General features: G+C 56.3%; 18 protein-coding genes and 1 other annotated feature. Of the genes, 7 read left to right on the forward strand and 11 right to left on the reverse strand.

From position 1 onward, the window contains the following. Window positions 1-116 precede the first annotated feature (116 nt). The 4 genes from I6F35_RS13155 to I6F35_RS13170 all read right to left on the reverse strand — a co-directional run bounded on the left by I6F35_RS13155 (window position 117) and on the right by I6F35_RS13170 (window position 4,482). Window positions 117-812: a class I SAM-dependent methyltransferase gene (locus tag I6F35_RS13155; RefSeq protein ID WP_225118092.1), complete on the reverse strand. Its 696-nt coding sequence runs from the start codon at window positions 810-812 to the stop codon at window positions 117-119. Between the two features lie 139 nt (window positions 813-951). After that, window positions 952-2,214 (reverse strand): glycosyltransferase family 4 protein, encoded by a 1,263-nt coding sequence (locus I6F35_RS13160; protein WP_225118093.1) that lies wholly within the window; start codon window positions 2,212-2,214, stop codon window positions 952-954. Between the two features lie 29 nt (window positions 2,215-2,243). Then, window positions 2,244-3,131: a glycosyltransferase family 2 protein gene (locus I6F35_RS13165; RefSeq protein WP_225118094.1), complete on the reverse strand. Its 888-nt coding sequence runs from the start codon at window positions 3,129-3,131 to the stop codon at window positions 2,244-2,246. 172 nt (window positions 3,132-3,303) lie between these two features. Then, window positions 3,304-4,482, reverse strand: coding sequence for a glycosyltransferase (locus I6F35_RS13170; protein ID WP_225118095.1), 1,179 nt, complete (start codon window positions 4,480-4,482; stop codon window positions 3,304-3,306). A gap of 313 nt (window positions 4,483-4,795) precedes the next feature. Here I6F35_RS13170 and I6F35_RS13175 point away from each other — a divergent pair, with 313 nt between their 5' ends. The 4 genes from I6F35_RS13175 (at window position 4,796) to I6F35_RS13190 (ending at window position 9,063) form a co-directional block, all read left to right on the forward strand. Continuing rightward, window positions 4,796-5,839 (forward strand): SDR family oxidoreductase, encoded by a 1,044-nt coding sequence (locus I6F35_RS13175; protein ID WP_225118096.1) that lies wholly within the window; start codon window positions 4,796-4,798, stop codon window positions 5,837-5,839. A gap of 466 nt (window positions 5,840-6,305) precedes the next feature. Next, window positions 6,306-7,073, forward strand: coding sequence for a glucose-1-phosphate cytidylyltransferase (gene rfbF / locus I6F35_RS13180; RefSeq protein ID WP_225118097.1), 768 nt, complete (start codon window positions 6,306-6,308; stop codon window positions 7,071-7,073). 50 nt (window positions 7,074-7,123) lie between these two features. Next, complete coding sequence (gene rfbC, locus I6F35_RS13185; protein WP_225118098.1) at window positions 7,124-7,690, forward strand: dTDP-4-dehydrorhamnose 3,5-epimerase; 567 nt, start codon at window positions 7,124-7,126, stop codon at window positions 7,688-7,690. Between the two features lie 83 nt (window positions 7,691-7,773). After that, window positions 7,774-9,063 (forward strand): NAD(P)-dependent oxidoreductase, encoded by a 1,290-nt coding sequence (locus I6F35_RS13190; RefSeq protein WP_225118099.1) that lies wholly within the window; start codon window positions 7,774-7,776, stop codon window positions 9,061-9,063. Between the two features lie 22 nt (window positions 9,064-9,085). Here I6F35_RS13190 and I6F35_RS40170 read toward each other — a convergent pair whose 3' ends face one another. Continuing rightward, on the reverse strand, window positions 9,086-9,214 hold the full coding sequence (locus tag I6F35_RS40170) for a hypothetical protein (protein ID WP_275945455.1): 129 nt from the start codon (window positions 9,212-9,214) through the stop codon (window positions 9,086-9,088). Between the two features lie 272 nt (window positions 9,215-9,486). Beyond that, window positions 9,487-9,542: a sequence feature (sul1 is cis-regulatory element that is thought to sense ions involved in sulfur or methionine metabolism; They are found in Alphaproteobacteria), on the forward strand. Window positions 9,543-9,841: 299 nt separating this feature from the next. Here I6F35_RS40170 and I6F35_RS13195 point away from each other — a divergent pair. After that, entirely contained in the window at window positions 9,842-10,573 is a 732-nt protein-coding gene (locus I6F35_RS13195; protein WP_225118100.1) for a TylF/MycF family methyltransferase, read from the forward strand. Between the two features lie 35 nt (window positions 10,574-10,608). Here the strand turns inward: I6F35_RS13195 and I6F35_RS13200 are convergent, their stop codons facing one another. The 4 genes from I6F35_RS13200 to I6F35_RS13215 form a co-directional block, all read right to left on the reverse strand. After that, entirely contained in the window at window positions 10,609-10,893 is a 285-nt protein-coding gene (locus I6F35_RS13200) for a transposase (RefSeq protein WP_249792510.1), read from the reverse strand. Next, window positions 10,850-11,104 carry a hypothetical protein gene (locus I6F35_RS13205; protein WP_225118101.1) on the reverse strand — a complete coding sequence of 85 codons (255 nt, stop codon included), beginning with the start codon at window positions 11,102-11,104 and terminating at the stop codon, window positions 10,850-10,852. Before I6F35_RS13205 ends, I6F35_RS13200 begins: the two co-directional genes overlap by 44 nt. A gap of 207 nt (window positions 11,105-11,311) precedes the next feature. Continuing rightward, window positions 11,312-12,187, reverse strand: a complete 876-nt coding sequence (locus tag I6F35_RS13210) for a hypothetical protein (RefSeq protein ID WP_225118102.1) — start codon at window positions 12,185-12,187, stop codon at window positions 11,312-11,314. Between the two features lie 340 nt (window positions 12,188-12,527). Further along, entirely contained in the window at window positions 12,528-13,277 is a 750-nt protein-coding gene (locus I6F35_RS13215; protein WP_225118103.1) for a methyltransferase domain-containing protein, read from the reverse strand. A 577-nt stretch (window positions 13,278-13,854) separates the two neighbouring features. Between I6F35_RS13215 and I6F35_RS13220 the strand changes: the two genes are divergently transcribed. Beyond that, on the forward strand, window positions 13,855-14,970 hold the full coding sequence (locus I6F35_RS13220; RefSeq protein ID WP_225118104.1) for a glycosyltransferase family 1 protein: 1,116 nt from the start codon (window positions 13,855-13,857) through the stop codon (window positions 14,968-14,970). A 438-nt stretch (window positions 14,971-15,408) separates the two neighbouring features. Here I6F35_RS13220 and I6F35_RS13225 read toward each other — a convergent pair whose 3' ends face one another. Next, a complete protein-coding gene (locus I6F35_RS13225) occupies window positions 15,409-15,585 on the reverse strand; it encodes a hypothetical protein (protein ID WP_225118105.1) in 177 nt (58 codons plus the stop codon). A gap of 525 nt (window positions 15,586-16,110) precedes the next feature. After that, window positions 16,111-16,536 carry a BA14K family protein gene (locus I6F35_RS13230; RefSeq protein WP_225118106.1) on the reverse strand — a complete coding sequence of 142 codons (426 nt, stop codon included), beginning with the start codon at window positions 16,534-16,536 and terminating at the stop codon, window positions 16,111-16,113. 99 nt (window positions 16,537-16,635) lie between these two features. On the opposite strand from I6F35_RS13230, the gene I6F35_RS13235 reads away from it, so the two are divergent. After that, window positions 16,636-16,929: a hypothetical protein gene (locus I6F35_RS13235; protein ID WP_225118107.1), complete on the forward strand. Its 294-nt coding sequence runs from the start codon at window positions 16,636-16,638 to the stop codon at window positions 16,927-16,929. The last annotated feature ends 108 nt before the right edge of the window (window positions 16,930-17,037 follow it).

Consider the following 17,037-nt stretch of genomic DNA (forward strand, 5'->3'; position numbering starts at 1 on the left):
GTCAGGCCCCGGCGCTACCCGCCTCATGCGCAGGCGTCATTACAGAAGGGTTTCCCTGATGCGTGAGCGAGGTCGATCTCATCGAAAATAGTTCCAGATGCCAGAGACCAATAGTGTTATCGCGCCTTCCGAAACACCGCTACCAAGTTGGAGTCCAACGGAACGCGGTGTCCGAAATAGGCAGCGCTGATTAACAGTTCAATGCACGAACGTAGTGCGAACTGGATTCTTCGACGGATCTGAATTCCGATACCTCCGATGATAGCTCTCTTTTGGTTACCAACGCGGACGACTTCAAATCCAAGCGGCACGCAAATTTGCGATAGACTGGAGCCGTTGAGATGCATGCGATGGGTTACATCAGAGTTGTAAAGCGGCATGCTGAACGGGCTGTTTCCATTAGGGAAGCGCAAGAGGACATGCCCGCCCACCCTCAGGAGGTGTCCCACCTCTTCAAAAAACTCCCTTATCTCGTCGAGCGAAAAATGTTCCACCACGTCGATCGCTACGACAAGGTCGAAGCTGCCCGCCTCGCTGCGAAAATCGCGAATGCTTCCAGTCTTGACATTATGCCCCCGCGCCTCGGCTTGTTGTACGAGCTCCGGAATAATTTCTCTGCCTCTCACGTCGTAACGTGAGCGTCTGGCGAAATCCAGAAATCGTCCGTCGCCGAAGCCGAGTTCGATGATTTTTGAGCCCGGTTCCAGATGCAGATCAGCCGTTTCCAGCTTGTAGTATAGGTCGTGGGAGGCGTCAGGGGTCTCGGACCAGCCTTGGAACGATCTATACGTGCTATAGTAATCTACCTTCATGCTCGGGAACCCACAGAGATTACGCTATCCGCTGGCGATCCGTCCCCGTGCGTTAGTCGGTCGCAATCCCCAATGGCGCGGTGGCGGAGCCGGTTGTTGCCCAGCGATCCGGTCGTTCCTCGAGTTGTCAGAAGTGAACTCAAACGAGTTTCGCCCTATTAGTTGCGTGATCGAGGAAGTCTTGAAACTGCGCCAAGTCGCCAGCAACGGCGAGACTCTCCCAGTAGGCCAGGGCGCTCGCTTGCGCCGCCTCGAGCTCTGGGTCGTTCCAGAGAATCCGCTCAATATGAGAGCGTGCGATGGGAAACACGCAGCGATCGTATCCTGGCGCCAGCCCTTCCATCGAGTGGCGCGAGGCAAACACCGGCCGTCCGTGACCGAGTGCTTCGACAGCCTTGATTTTGAGGCCAGTACCATCAACAGGTGAGATGGCAGCTTTGGAAGCAGCATAGACCGGCGAAAGATCGTCGACGAAGCCGAGCAATTGGACTTGTGGCCTTCCTTGCGCAAACGCTTGGACGGATGCGTTCTCACCGACCCGACCAACCACCGCGACACGCAGCGATGAGAGCCATGTCTTGTTGTCCTCGAAGAATGCCAGCAGACCGCGGGCGTTCTGGAACATATCGGAACCCACGAAGACAAGGTCGTAAAGGTATCCACTTTTCGGCTTGTCTGCGCGCCGCATCGGTATGACCGACGGATATTGCGGGATGTAGAAAACGTTGGCATCGGCCAAAGCGGCACGAAAAAGGCCAGCCTCGACGGGAGAAATTGCAATTATTGCCGCCGTGCAATTGAGTACGCCGAACTCGCTCCGCATTCTGAGCAGCGAGCGAAAACTGAAGGGTGGAATGGAGTTCTTCTTCGCGACCTGAATGAATTTCATGTCATGCGTTTCGACGATCGGCGCTCGCGGCATGCCATTGAGCTGGGTCAGGCCATCGGCATAGTTCACGATCCAAACCGCTTCGGTTCTTTCGGCCATTAGGGCTTCGTAGTTCGGGCTCGCTCCGCGGATACGTCGTCCGATAATCTTGTTCGCCTTTGACGGAAAAAAAGATGTGAGTGCATTCTTGATGTAGGTCATGCAACCAAGCAACGCTGTTTTCCTGTCCAACACCAATTGGACAGTCGGGAATCTGGCTTTGAACGCGGCTTGAGCGGCGTCGGTCCACGGCTCGGTGGGGTGATTTTCAAAACTGAACAGCGTAATGGAGTAACCGGCATTCAACAGATATTCCAGCAGGGAAGTCACCCTGGCGTGAGCACCATTGTGCAGGTGGATGAACGTTCCATTATAATAGATGACGACCTGCCTGCTCACGGGTTGGTCAACGGCCGAGGTAGGACGGTCGCCATCGTTGACGTCAGGAAATGCCGCCGGATTTCGCGTGTGCATCAACGCTTGCTCGCGGATCGATTTTCGCTCTAGTGACGTGCTCCGAACCAAAATCGCAGGGCGCCTTTAAGGTTACCTCGAAGATTGTCCCGGTGACTGAGACCAAATTCCGCATCTGCACGCGGGCCGCCGAGAGACTCCCGGAGGGCGTTTCGAATCTCCCGAACGATCCGAAGCAACAACCTCCAATCCCTCAATCCGTGCTTTGCATACAGCGCCCCGTTGCCAATATTGTACACGCCCTGCAGCTGGCTTACCACTGCCGGATCCCGCCGGCCATGATGGTGAAACACCACAATTGAAGGATCGTACAAAACCGTCACGCCGCGACGGTGTGCACGGTAGACGAAGTCCGAGTCCTCCGCCGCCCCAATCGGCTGCCCGGCTCCCAAGCGGACGTCGAAACGCCCTACGAGGTCCAAGACCGATCGTGTCATTGTCAGATTGCAGCCGTGTATGAATCCGCCCGGATGTCCGCCAAGAAATTTCTGCAACACTCGATCGGTCTTGATCGTGAAGGGCAGATCGCGTGGATCGCCCAGTTCAACACGACCGCCTCTAAGTGATGGCGTCGCATCTTCGGCGTAGGCTTGTTCGAGCCGCTCGAAATAGTCCGAGGCGAGCGTGCAGTCGTCATCCGTAAAGGCAATTATTTTGCCGGTTGCATGGTCAACCCCGCAGTTCCTGGCCTGACTCAGGCCACGCTGTGCGGCAAACACCACCCTGCAAGGTATTGAAGTTGATCGTTGCCAGTCCCGAAGTAACGCTGCGGTGGCGTCGGTCGATGCGTTGTCTACGACCACCAACTCCACATCGATCGCGGGAGTGGTGGTTGCCGCATGTTCTATGGAATTCAGGCATACTCGCAGGCTTTCGGCCCGATTGTGGGTGCATACGATGATCGATATCTGCGCCATCGACAAAGCCTGCACATCAAGGCATCAAGTCCTAGCAGCCTGCATTATATTGTGCTCGATCTCGCCTATCCACAGCATTCACGGCTGCAAGCGGGAGCGGCATAGCCCAGTCGTAAATCGCCCGCTGAGGGGGCGTTCCTGCGACCTTCGTTCTCGAAGCTCTTCAACCGATTCACGCTATGCGCGGCGCGCGATTGCCGACCATGCTCGTCGCCACCGTCGTCTCGCCAAGTTGAGTTGGACGACCAACCCTATCGGCGGCATGCAACAGGCCCTGTTTGCGTTCTTCGAGCTTTTCATGGGTAGCCACTCCCAGGTCCTTGAGAATTGCCTCATAGCGATAGGCGAGATCGTGCTTGAGGAGCGCATTCGATACGTTTCTGCGCCGAATTGCGTTCATGCGATCCGTCTGCGCTTCCAAACCATGCAGAAAATCGAGGTAGTCGCACCCGCTGGCCGGGGCGGGGATGATCGCGTCTTCCCAATCAAAGAGAAGGGCGTAGTCTGGCGACGTGGGCGCCGAGCCGAACATCACGGTTCCGGCCGCAGCTCCCTCATAGCATCGATAGGTGATCAAATCGTCATCGCCAGCAAGCTCGAGCTCTCTGCTTTGAAACGATCTGACGCCAAAGTTGGCGAAGAATTTCGTTTGCTTCAGAAACTGCGCTCTGGATGAGCAGTGACCCGCGAAGTCCTTGATGAAGGGCACTGAATTGTCGAAGGAATCGAAGACATAGTTTACTGAACCCGATCGCATCTCCCGCAGCATCTGGTCATGCAATGCTGGAAGCCGTCGACCCATTGCATAAACGTCTATTGTGCGCTCGCGATTAATTGACGCCGGCATCATTTCAAGTGCAGGAATGCCGTAAGCGAGATAACGCACCGGCGGCCGCACGAGCGATTGAAAGAACGCTATTGAAGTCCAGGTGCCGCTATAGACGATGTCGAACGAGTTCAGGATGGCAAGGTTATCTTCAAATTGCTTGAGCTCGCCGCCATAAGCCTTCAGCACGACGCAGACGGCCCTCTTAGCCCGTCGGCGCCAGTGCCGAATGCGAGCTATATCCACGAGATCTGGCAATCCGGTGCCGATATATACAAAGAGTTCATAATCCTGCTTCACCTCGACAGGTTCGATGCGATAGCAGGTACCGAGCCCGGTCAGGGACTTGAGACGGCGCTTTACCCTATCGACGCGGATTTGCCCGGAGCTCTTTGGGGTGCTCGGAGCGAGAACATCCACGTCATCGCATTCCGCAAATCCAGCCACCATGTCGTAGCAGCTGGTATCATATACGAAGCGCGTCGCATTGTAATGTGAAGCGATGAGAACGCGGCTTTGGTCCATCTATGCTCCTCGAATAGCAGGCTGCATCCACAACCATTGAGGCACCTTCCAATCGCAGTGGTGCGCGTTCGCGAGAGCGTTGAAAGAGGATAACATAGCAGCGTCAAGTGTGCAGGATCAAATACTTACTTTGCGAGGAAGGCCGGCGGTGGCTTGCTGGCGGCAATTTGCTGATGTTGCCTGGGTTCCTACGTGGCGCCGGCTCCCATTAGCCTGTAGGCCGATGGTTCTGGTTTGACGCAGTTTCTAGATACTCTAAGATCAGAGTGTGATTTCCTGGCCCAGGCCGGCCGACCTTAGAGAAGGGCGGATTGTGAAGATATTGATCACGGGAAACATGGGCTATGTGGGGCCTTCGGTGGCCAAATATTTGCGGAGGTCGCGGCCCGGCGCGATCCTGCACGGCTTCGACAACGCATATTTCGCCCATTGCCTTACGGGCGCTGCGGTCTTCCCGGAGCGCGATCTGGACCAACAGTTTTTTGGCGATGTCCGTACTATCCCCCTTGAAATGACGTCCGGTTACGATGCGGTTGTCCAGCTTGCAGCCGTTTCGAACGATCCGATGGGAAATCAGTTCGAGGATGTGACTATCGATATTAATCAGAACACAACGGTCTCAATCGCAAAGGCGGCCGCCAAGGCCGGCGTCAAGAACTTTGTGTTCGCGTCAAGCTGCAGTGTTTACGGGATCGCCCAGGGACCGCCGCGAAGGGAGACTGATCCGCTTAATCCGATTACGGCATATGCCCGGTCCAAAATTGGTGCTGAGCAGGCGCTGGCAAAAATAGACACCGATATGGTGGTGACCAGTCTTCGCTTTGCGACAGCCTGCGGTATGTCGGACCGTCTCCGGCTTGACTTGGTGCTGAACGATTTCGTGGCCTGCGCGATCAGTCGGGGCGAGATCACTGTGCTTTCTGATGGCTCGCCATGGCGTCCTCTGATTGACGTAGCCGACATGGCTCGCGCCATCGATTGGGCACTTGATCGCCCCGCGGGGAATGGTGGTCGGTGTCTGGCCGTCAATACCGGGTCGGACAATCGTAACTACCAGGTCCGTGACCTCGCCTACGCCGTCGCCGCCGCCAATCCTGGAACGATGGTTTCGATCAACACATCGGCGCCAGCGGACAGTCGCTCCTATCGGGTTGATTTCAGTCTTTACCGCTCGCTCGCTCCCGATCATCAGCCGGTTGTGGATCTAGATCAATCGATCCGGAATTTGATGTCGGGCTTGAAGAGGATGAACTTCAAGGACACGGATTTTCGCTCATCCGAACTGATGCGATTGAAGGTGTTGCAGAGCCACGTCGATAACAATCGGCTGAACCGGGAGCTAGAATGGAATTTGTGAACCGGCGGCTTCGCATCGTGCAAAAATTGCTGGGGGATCCTGCCATGGGAAAAAGGCAAAACAGATGGCGGACAAACAAATGGAGGGTTCTTCGTTTGTCAGCCGGAAATTTTCGATTTCATCGCTGGGATCATCATAACTGGGGATGAGAGCCGATGGCGCGATTGGTTTAGGAGGCAGGCTCGCGAGCTTTCTTCACACCGATATTGGCAGAGTATGGATTCGCTGAGAGCCAAAGTTGTGTTGGAAAATACTTGGGCGAAGGGAAGGTGTGGGATTCATCCTGAAGAATAAAAGACAATCTCGAAGCATGAAGGATCAAGGAAGCATTTGCACGCATGATAGTTGTTGCGAAGCAGCATCAATTTCAGTAGTCTAAAGTAGAACTTACTGGGTTTCTCAAGTCCACCATCTTTAAATTCAACGCGTCTCCGGGCTTATTGAACGACGCCTCAGGTGATTGGCGATGAAGGCAGTGTTTCTTGCGGGGGGATTGGGGACGCGGTTGTCCGAGGAGACCTCGACGCGACCCAAGCCCATGGTCGAGATCGGCGGGAAGCCCATCCTTTGGCATATCATGAAGATATACAGCGCCCATGGCATAAATGATTTCATCGTTTGCCTAGGCCACAAGGGCAATGTCATTAAAGACTATTTTTTCAACTATTTCATGCATTCATCCGATGTGTCTTTCGACCTCAGGAACAATACATATGAAATCCATGGGCGGCGGGCAGAACCCTGGCTTGTCACGCTGATCGATACCGGGGAGAGGAGTGAAACCGGCGGGCGCATCAAGCGCATCCTGCCCTATGTGGCGGACGAAGAAGCCTTTTGCCTAACCTATGGTGACGGCCTGTCGAATGTCGACATCACAGCGACGATAGCGCTTCATAAGCGGGATGGCCGGCTGGTTACGCTCTGCGCAACCCAGCCTTCGGGGCGTTTCGGCAACCTGCGGACAGACGGGGCGTGTGTCGTGTCCTTCCGTGAAAAGCCAGCCAATGAGGGATGGATCAACGGCGGTTTTTTTGTGATGAGCCCCAAGGTCGGCGGATATATCGAAGGGGATATGACCGTCTGGGAGCGCGAACCGCTGGAACGGCTGGCCCAGGAAGGTCAGCTCGGCGCTTACCACCACGACGGTTTCTGGCAACCGATGGACACGTTACGCGATCGCCATTTACTTGAGAGCCTTTGGGCCAGTGGGGAAGCCCCCTGGAAGGTCTGGTAGTCCTCACGAAGCCGCCCGAACGAGGCCGTTCTGCCAAACGAGAAGGTCGCATGATTTTTCACGAAACGACGCTCGCCGGCGCGCATCTCATCGAGCTCGAGAAACGGGGAGACGATCGCGGTTTTTTCGCGCGGTTCTACTGCCAGAGGGAATTCGAGGCTGCCGGCGTCATCGCGAGCTTCGTGCAGGTGAATACTTCCTTCACCGCCCGGCGCGGCACGCTGCGGGGCTTGCACTATCAGCTGCCGCCGGCAGCCGAAGCGAAGGTCGTGCGTTGCATCCAGGGTGCGCTCTATGACGTCATTGCCGATCTGCGCCCGCAATCGCCGACTTACGGACAGTGGTTTGGGGCGGAGCTATCGGCCGAGAACCGACTGACGATGTATGTGCCGCAAGGATTCGCGCATGGCTTCGTCACGCTCACGGACGATGCAGAGACGCTCTATATGGTCAGCGCCTTCTACTCGCCGGAGCATGAGCGCGGCATTCGCTACGACGATCCATGGCTCGGCATCGAGTGGCCGGTTGAGTTGAAGGAACTGTCCGAGAAGGATCAGCGCTGGCCGCGTTTCGATCCCGATTCAACAGATGCGACAAAGCTTCGCGATCTGTCGTAACATGCCGGGCAGGCAGCCTTGCCGGTATGGCGCTGGCCCCCAGCCGTATCCCGGAAGTCAGGTGGAAATGGCAGGCTGATGCTATGATCATTGTCGACCATCTGCTCAAAAAAAGAGAGAGCGAAGGTGCCCCTATTCGCGTTGGCATGGTTGGTGCCGGTTTCCTGGCGCGCGGCATCGCGAACCAGATTGTCAATTCGACCCCGGGCATGAGGCTTGTCGCGATCGCCAACCGGACGCTCGCCAATGCCGAACGCGCCTTTCGGCTGGCAGGGATCGAACATATCGAAACGGTCACGAACGGGCGCGCGCTCGAAGCCGCGATCACGGGGAACCATGCAGCGATCACCGAGAACGCCGAGCTGCTGACCGGCTGCGATCTCATCGATTGTCTGGTCGACGTAACCGGTGCGCTGGAATTCGGTGCCCAACTGACGATGAGCGCGATTGAGAACGGCAGGACGCTCGTCTCCATGAACGCCGAGCTTGATGCGACCGTCGGCCCGATCCTCAAGCGTCACGCCGAGAAGGTCGGCACGTTCCTGACCGGATGCGATGGCGACCAGCCGGGCGTCCAGATGAATCTCTACCGCTTCGTCAGACAGATCGGTCTAACGCCGCTCGTCTGCGGCAATATCAAGGGACTTCAGGATCGTTACCGCACGCCCACCACCCAGGCGGAATTTGCGAAGCGGTGGGGTCAGAATCCCTATATGGTGACGAGTTTCGCCGATGGCACCAAGATCAGCTTTGAACAGGCAATCGTAGCCAATGCGACGGGCATGAGTGTGGCAAAGCGCGGCATGCTTGGCTATGACCATTCCGGCCATGTGGATGAACTCGTGACCCGCTATGACGTCGAAATGCTGCGGGAACGCGGCGGGATAGTGGAGTACGTAGTCGGCTCGCGCCCAAGTCCCGGGGTGTTTGTGCTCGCTACCCATGACGATCCAAAACAGAAGCACTTCCTCAATCTCTACAAGCTCGGGGAGGGACCGCTCTACAGTTTCTATACTCCCTATCACCTGTGCCATTTCGAGGTGCCCATCTCCATCGCCCGCGCCGTCCTTCTGCAGGACCCTGTACTTCAGCCGATTGGAGGGCCGAAGGTGGATGTGATCACGCTCGCCAAGACAGATCTGAAGGCCGGCGACCTTATCGACGGGTTGGGTGGCTATCTCACCTACGGCCAATGTGAAAATTATGCTGTTTCGCGCGCCGAGAAGCTGCTGCCGATGGGGCTGGCAGAGGGTTGCCGGCTGCTCCGCGACGTGCCGAAGGACGCGGTGCTGACCTATGATGATGTTGAGCGCCCCACCGGACGGCTCATCGACGAGCTTCGCTCGGAGCAGGAGGCGGTCTTCCCTGCCTAAAGAAGCTCGCCGTGTCGGGTGATCACCCGAGAAACGCGGCGAAGTTCTTGACCCTCTGCACGTAGTCATGTTGGGTCTTCGGCGCGAACTTGCGGATCGTCATGTCTTCGATCATGCGCCGGCGCAACGGGCTTACTGCCTCGTCGGTCATGGGGATGCTCCTGTCTTGGGTGAAGGTTGCGAACCCCTCATCTCAAGACAGGACGCGCGTTGCGATATCCTCTTGGCTCCGCCGCCAGCCGCTGGCGCCTACCGCGCGAGCGGTTTAGTCCATTGACTCCAAGCGGAATTTTTTTGCTTTCGCTGAGTTGGGTCACCGCCGCAACTGTACCCGTAGCGAGTCTTGCTTTAATGCGCTCTCATCGGCTGCGATGGATCGCCGCATTGTATGCATCTCGAAGATTTGCATCATCATCTCAGAAACATGGACCTGGTGAAATTCCAGGTGGTGCTTCTGGCCGCCCATCCGCCAGATAACGTCGCAGCCTCGACACACACTCTTTTCTGTTGTACGGGTAACGGTGAAATCACCGCTTCTCTGAACATTTAGGAACCGGGCTGTTTGAAAGCTGCTTCGATGAGGGTTTGGCGTCCGCCAGCCGGTGATCAGCGTGCCAGAGGGAACGAGGAAGCTGCGCAGGCCAGGCAGACTGATGCAAACTGCGATGTTTAATTGCCGTTTTCCCATTGAAAGCCGTCAAAGGAGCTAGGCAATGAGTGTGCGTTGGCAGGACAAGTCGGTCTTAGTCTACTCCGCCACGTCGCGGGCATAGACAACATGTCATCTGCGCGCAAGGTGTTGGTGGGGCTACTCGATCAGACAGGCGCCGGTAAGCCTTTGCGTCAGTTGCGACGTTGGCGCCAAGGGCGGCGCAAGGACTGGACCCCGCTTGTTCCGCCAGAACAATTTGCGGCGTATTGCGGGGTGGCAATCGATGAACTAGGAAAACACGGCCATGAGTTTGGAGATTATCTGGAATTCGGGGTTAGCCGCGGGACCTCATTTGCCGCAATGCACGATGTGTTGGCCAAAAAAGAACTGAACACTGTCCGGCTTTTCGGTTTCGATTCTTTCGAAGGCTTGCCGCCCGAAGCCGAACGGGAGGGCTGGAAGCCGGGCGACTTCTACTCCAGCATTTCTGCCACGCGGAAGTATTTGAACGAGCGGGGGATCGACTGGACTCGGTCAACTCTCATCAAGGGGTGGTTTAAGGACACCCTGAACGACGAGACTATCCAGCAGTATAATATCGAACGCGCCAGTCTAATTATGGTCGATTGCGATATCTATTCGGCGAGCCGAGCCGCCTTGTGGTTCAGCGAGAGTCTCATCGGCGACCACGCAATCATTTTCTTCGATGATTGGGGCTCGGGACCACAGAAGAACCGAATAGGTCAGATCGAAGCTTTTGATGAGTTTCTCGGTGCCTTCCCACATCTGAAAGCGGATCCGATGCCATCCTATTCCGAGAATGCACGAGTATTTCTGGTCTCACGAATTTTGGATTAGCTCGCCGACGTGCACGTGCGATCTAGGGTCTGGACTCAATTGATCCACCAGGTCAGGGCAGCAGCGAGGAGGATTGTGGAGAGGAAGATATCGGCCCGCTTGTCATAGCGAGTTGCGATGCGTCGGAAATCCTTGAGGCGGCAGAACATCCTCTCGATGACATTGCGTCCCTTGTAGGCGGTTTTGTCGTGGCGGTAAGGATGCTTGCGGGTGGGGTTTGATGGGATAACAGCCTTGATCCGCCGTCCGGCATGGATCTCCCTCAGACTCCTGGCGTCATAAGCGCGATCGGCGAGAAGCCGCTTGGGCTGATGCCCCATCGCCAGCAGGCTGCGCGCCCCCCTCGAGATCGTGGAGGTTCCCGGCCGTGATTAACAAGGCGCGCGCTCGCGTGTCGGGTGATCGCCCGAGAAACGCGGCGAAGTTCTTGACCCTCTGCACGTAGTCATGTTGGGTCTTCGGCGCGAACTTGCGGATCGTCATGTCTTCGATCATGCGCCGGCGCAACGGGCTTACTGCCTCGTCGGTCATGGGGATGCTCCTGTCTTGGGTGAAGGTTGCGAACCCCTCATCTCAAGATAGGACGCGCGTTGCGCTATCCTCTTGGCTCCGCCGCCAGCCGCTGGCGCCTACCGCGCGAGCGGTTTAGTCCTCTGGCCCTTCTCGGACCTCATGCAATGTCGGCTCCTACGCCGCTGTTGGGGGTAAGCGGACATCGCGGATTTATGAGTACACGCCCTAATTCGCGTCGAGTGGAAGCTGGGTTAGCTCGGAGATGGGTGTGCGATAATCAGGATGAGCGAACAGATGGGCCACGAAAATCTGTTCGTGCCACGCTTGCGGAATGCGCCTGCCTGAGAACCGTAATCCGCTGACAGGCGCGATTTTGATATCGTGGTGCTGCGCGTTGAACTCCTTGATGGCGAGCAATTCGCCGGTGAATTCGTTGTAGGCCCAATCAATGTCACCGACCATATCATCGAAGTAGCAGGCGACTCGCGGCAACAGATATCGATGGTTAGCCTCAAAGATCTTTAGCGCCGTGACCGTCGATGAATAGTAGTCAAGATCGAAGGCTATAAAACCAATCGGCGGAGGCTTCTCTCGCTCGGTAAAGTCTTGCAAGGTTTCCGCAACATCGCCGAGGAGTAGTCTGGCTATTTTGAGCCGCCCGCTCAATTTGGGGATGTCCATGGCAAAATAGCCGGATTGCCAGAGATAAGGTAAGTCGCGGTAGTCTACCGGCGCTGGCATGCCCTTTCCGGTATCGAAGCCGAAGACCACGATCTCCACTCCGGTCTCAGCGCGGACGGCCTCGGCATGTTGCTCCATCGCTATCAGCCCCGCACCGCCGGCGACGCCGAACTCGATACACGAGATGCGGGAATGCTGGAGTTTGCGTGCCAGGATCGCCGCATGCAGCATGCAGTGTCCGTAATGTGCGCGCTCCACCAAGCCGTAATCGAGCTTGCGTTGGTAGGATTTTACAATCCCGTATCGTCGGTCCAGTGCTCGGAGGAGCAGATAGCGGGTAGGTATCGGGTCTTGCAGGAACAGCTTACGCCGAACCAATCCGCGCAATGCGCTGGCCAGATTTTTGCTGGGGAATCGCATTTATCCCTCGGCAATGTAAGAAGATGGGTGTTGAGTAAGTGTCGCCGTTTGCAGTTCTGGTTGTTGGCTGAGTCCTCGCAGCTGAGCATGCAAAGCCCAACGTCGTCCGCCACACAGTCCGGTACCCTTCAACAAGCCGCATCACCTGTCTGACTGGATCCCTCCCAAGGCGGAAAGCGGGCGCGCCAGACACCATGCTTTGGCCTTCGTATTCCCGTTCACCCGATCGCTCCTCAATCCGGTGTCTCAACGGGAGGACGCAGAACGAGCAGCGAAGTGGTGGTGAAAACCGTGATGGTTCCTTTCTCGCCATTGTTACAAGAGTCCGAAGAAGCCGAAGTCAGGTCCGTCCTAAGATCACAGCCGCAAACTTTTGCATCGTAGCGCGCGGAAGCTTGTGGAGGAGAGGTTTAAAGGCAATCTGTGAGTACGACGCGATCGGCTCGTATCGGTCGGGATGCACGATGTTGCACGGCAGTTGAGTAATGCCGTTGACTTCTATGTAGTCGCCAACGCGAGCGATGAGATCGCGACGATCATGGTTCACGTAAAGTAGCATGTTTTGTTTGTACCAAACCGCAACATCGGTCCGGTTCCAAAGCTGCGATCTAAAAATATCGAATAAGTCGAAGCCCTCACCTGCGAAGAGATCCGCCCAATAAGATTGCCACCGCTCGTTTACATGCCGAAATCCGCCCTGAAACGGAATGGCCGCACCAAAGAGAACCACATCGCTGTGGCGGACCATGTTCTGCACGAACACTTTCGAGAACTGCGGCTCGACGTGTTCGGCGACCTCAAGGCTCACTGCCAATGAAAACTTGTGTTGAAGGTCGAACGGCTGTGAAAGATCCCGAATGCTAAAGTTGGTCGGCTCTATCTGAAGCTTCGCTGCATCGGTCCATGGACCGTCAATGCCAGCGATCACCGCTACCCCGCATTCCTTGAACGATACAAGCCATCGCCCATCACCGCAGCCCACGTCGAGTACGGACTCGAGTCCAAAGAGCGAATGCAGAACTGGAGCAACAAAACTGGCCGACGACAGCGTGAGATCGCCATGGGACTGGTGCCAGGAAAAGTCGTACATCCTTCACCTCCACCGACGGTTTGGCACCGCAGTCTAGCCCAATTCCTGGCAGGGGGGATAGCTTGCCGAGAATATGGTGGTGCACCAGCAAACCTGTTCCAAGCGATAGACGTCCAACCATGAGCTTTGATTGTCAATCCATTCTTGCCGCCTCACTTGGCGAAATTCGCGGTTGTTGTCCAACCGCTCTCCCGATGTTCAATGCAGGAACGGCGAGCGGCACGGTTTGCGGGCCAGCGAGCGGAGCGAGCGCCATGTCCCCTTCGGCGGGGCAGGGCATCTTAAAGGAGGCAAAATTTGATCTGGGAACGTACGATACTCCGGTTTTCTAAAATGGTCGGAGCACCTTACGAGACTTGAAGCTCGGTTTGACAAGGGGTACCCCGGAAGCGCAAGATCGCGAGCGACGAAGACCAGAATGACGATCCTCGCATCGTTGTTCTATCAGGTTGTGCGACTAACGAAAGTTGCGGGCGCTCGCCTTCAGCGAGGAGCGCTGTGGACGAATATTGAATCCGCGGTGACTACGTGTCGCCTGGCGCGTCGGCGAAGCGCTTGCTGCATTCGGAAGTCTGGCATGCAACCTGGGACCGATAGCATTGAAGACAGGAGAACCTGGACAATCAACGGTCGATTCGTAACTCAGCGCGTCACGGGTGTTCAACGCTACGCGTACGAGATTGTACGGGCGCTCAATGATTTGCTTGCGCAAGATCCACATGTCGCCGCACGACTGGCGTTACGGTTGGTACTGCCGCCTGCCGTGGAATCTGAACCCGAACTTTCAGATATCACCATTTGCCGCACTGGCTTCGGATCGGGCCACGCCTGGGATCAGCTCGTTTTGCCGCTGTACGGGGGAGCGGAGGTACTGAGCCTCGGAAATTTCGGTCCGCTTCTCGCACGAAATCACATCGTGTGCATTCACGATGCGAACGTCTTTATTGAGCCGGAAAGCTATTCTCGCACCTTTGGTCTTGCCTATCGAAGCGTGATGCCACTGGTGGGCAAGCGCGCGAGAAGGGTCGCCACCGTATCGCAGTTTTCGGCCGATATGCTTGTCAAGTACAGTGTCTGCCGGCGAGAACAGATCTTCATCGCTCCCAACGGCCATGAACACGCACTGCGATGGAACGCGAGCCGCGCCAGAGCGGAAATCCACAATCTCAAACATCCGTATGTCCTCCTGCTTGGCAGCACAGCCAAGCACAAGAACCTCGACGTTATTCTTCAGCAGGCAGAAAGGTTGGAAGCGGCGGGAATCAATATCATCGTTGCCGGAGGCGCGTTCAGCATTTTTTCTTTGGGCGCGATCGACCTGAACCGATCAAATGTTCATTGTGTTGGCTACGCCGGCGAGGACGATTTGGCTGCTTTGTATGAGGGGGCACTTTGTCTGGCTTTTCCGTCCAGGACAGAAGGCTTCGGACTTCCACCACTGGAAGCGATGGCGAGAGGTTGTCCGGTCGTTTCGTCCAGTGTGGCAAGTCTGGTCGAAGTAGGGGGCGATGTGGCTCTGTACGCCGACCCAGATGATGGTGACCGCTGGGTAGAGACAATCGTCGCTCTCTCGCAAAACGAAAGTCTTCGCGCGACAATGTCGGATAAGGGTCGAAGCAGGGCAAGGCTGTTTTCATGGAGGCGTAGCGCACAAGTCTATCTTGACGAAATCGAGCGCCTTTTGCCCAAGTAGATTGCAAGGCGATGGCTCGCGCTCCAGGCGCGGTGTCATATCGCCTTTAGGACTAGCCTTGCTCGACGGCCTTATCCAGCTTGAAGTTCACTCTCGCCCGCGACGGAGGCCAGTGCGCGAAGCGCAGCCACATGATGGCGGTGCCACCTAGGCTTGATCGTCAATTCTAAGCGATAAAATGCCAGACTAGCCACAAAATGCCGGACCACAATGCGATGCCAATCGCGAGAGCTCGAATCCATGGCCAAGGCGACGAGTATCTTAACGGCGACCCCGCAGGCGTAGCGCTCTCTGCCGTGAAAGCTTGGGTAGTGACCCTATCCTCATCGGAGCTGGTATCACGATACCTATGCTCGGACTTCACCATGTCTCGTCTGCCTTACCGCCACCGCTTTCGTATTTGTGTTGTTCTCTAAATGTTCTTACTGTCACCACACTTTAGCCGAAATTGAGAAAGGATGAGATGGTTTCTTGTGCATTCACAATTAAATTTCCTCTGTTGGCGCCCGGCAGCAACTGGTTCGGAAATGCCTCTGCTCTGTCGGGCGCTGCGAGAACTCCCGCAGCAGGTTTGCTCCGGGATGACACCATGATCTGGGACAGGCTCTGCGCCATGCGACGGTCTTCAAGCCACAGCGGGATCGTTTCGTGCGCTTGGAGTTAACGTGACACGAGCCGCTAGCGAAGCGATCCGCCTGCGCACCGTTGAGCGAGTTGATGGCTGATCGTACGCGCGCATCATTGGGCTGCAGGGACTTCGAATAGCAGATCGCGACCGATGCTGTGCAGTAACTCTGCTTGTATCGAGGAGCTGGGGTGCGTCGACGTACCTGACTGATCCGGCGCGTGATCAACGGTGACCCGGCCGGCGACAGCGCGGGATGCCACACGAGGGATCGGCTGATTTGCTCGCGGCCGGATCATCGAACTTGCTGTATTGCTCCATCCGCTCAAGCCTGATCAGTGAGATGCGGTTTGACAACCGTGCCTACTGGACATGACCCGGCAGCTGCTTTGAAAGTGTAACCCACTTCTGCCTCACGATCTAGGTCCGGCGACCGTCAAATTGCGCGAGGTTGCAATGCCGAAATATTCGCATACCGGTTGTTCTTGTTGACGCCTACCTTCTCACGCGCTCCGTCAGCTGCAGGAACGACGCCGTCCATCGTAGCCCGTGTACGTTCGGGATGATGGGTCGTAGGTTCTGTTCTGAGTGCAGTCGCCCGACTTCTTGGTGCGGAGGGATGACTTGTTTGGCGGCGGAACTGATCCAGTTGATTTCTGGTCTGGCGCCTCGCCGGGGGCAGCGTTGTCAGGTGGTTTTGCGGCGTTCTTGTCTTCAGAATTCTGCCCTGCCGCCGCCGCGCGATGCCGTTCAATAAGCTCCTTGCATTGGATGGGGAAAACGATCTCTCCAGAGGCAGTTAGACCGATCGGCATGCAGCCGCCAGGTGGCACATCTTCAACGACCGGGCGTGGAGCATTGTTCTCCTGCGCCATGCTAAGCGTCTGAGCAAGAGCTGCGGCGCTCACAATTGCGATGGTTGCCATCAGTAGGCGTTTCATTGGAAAACTCGCTCAATGCTCTGACGAGCAATCCGGTCGAACCAAGTGGCTCAAAAATTGCCTTATTTGGATACCGGAAATACGGTGGAACTGAGGAGAATGACAGATAAGACTACCCGGCTGCTGTCGCGCCAGACGAATGTTCGTCTCTCTGCAACGGCAAGCCGAACGATCGGCTTCAATCGAAAGCTGACGGCACGCAAAAATGTTCAGATGGGAGATTTCAATTTCAACGAATCTGACCCAATGTGCAAATCGTTCGTTGAGGTGATCGTCGATATCTCCAGCCGACGAACGGACCGAAATTTGCCACTGGCGATTTCTGCGACAGGAACCTGTTCCAGCACACTTTCAATCAACCTAACATCGACGCGGTCTTTCGTTGGCTCCTAGCGCAGGTTGCGCTGATCCCACGCTCATGCTCTCCACTCCGCCGATAGAGTCTCGGTCTGCTGTAACACGCTTTGGACCGCATTCCTCCTGCAAGTCGGGCGGATACCT

Source organism: Bradyrhizobium sp. BRP22, assembly GCF_020194175.1.
Lineage (GTDB): Bacteria > Pseudomonadota > Alphaproteobacteria > Rhizobiales > Xanthobacteraceae > Bradyrhizobium.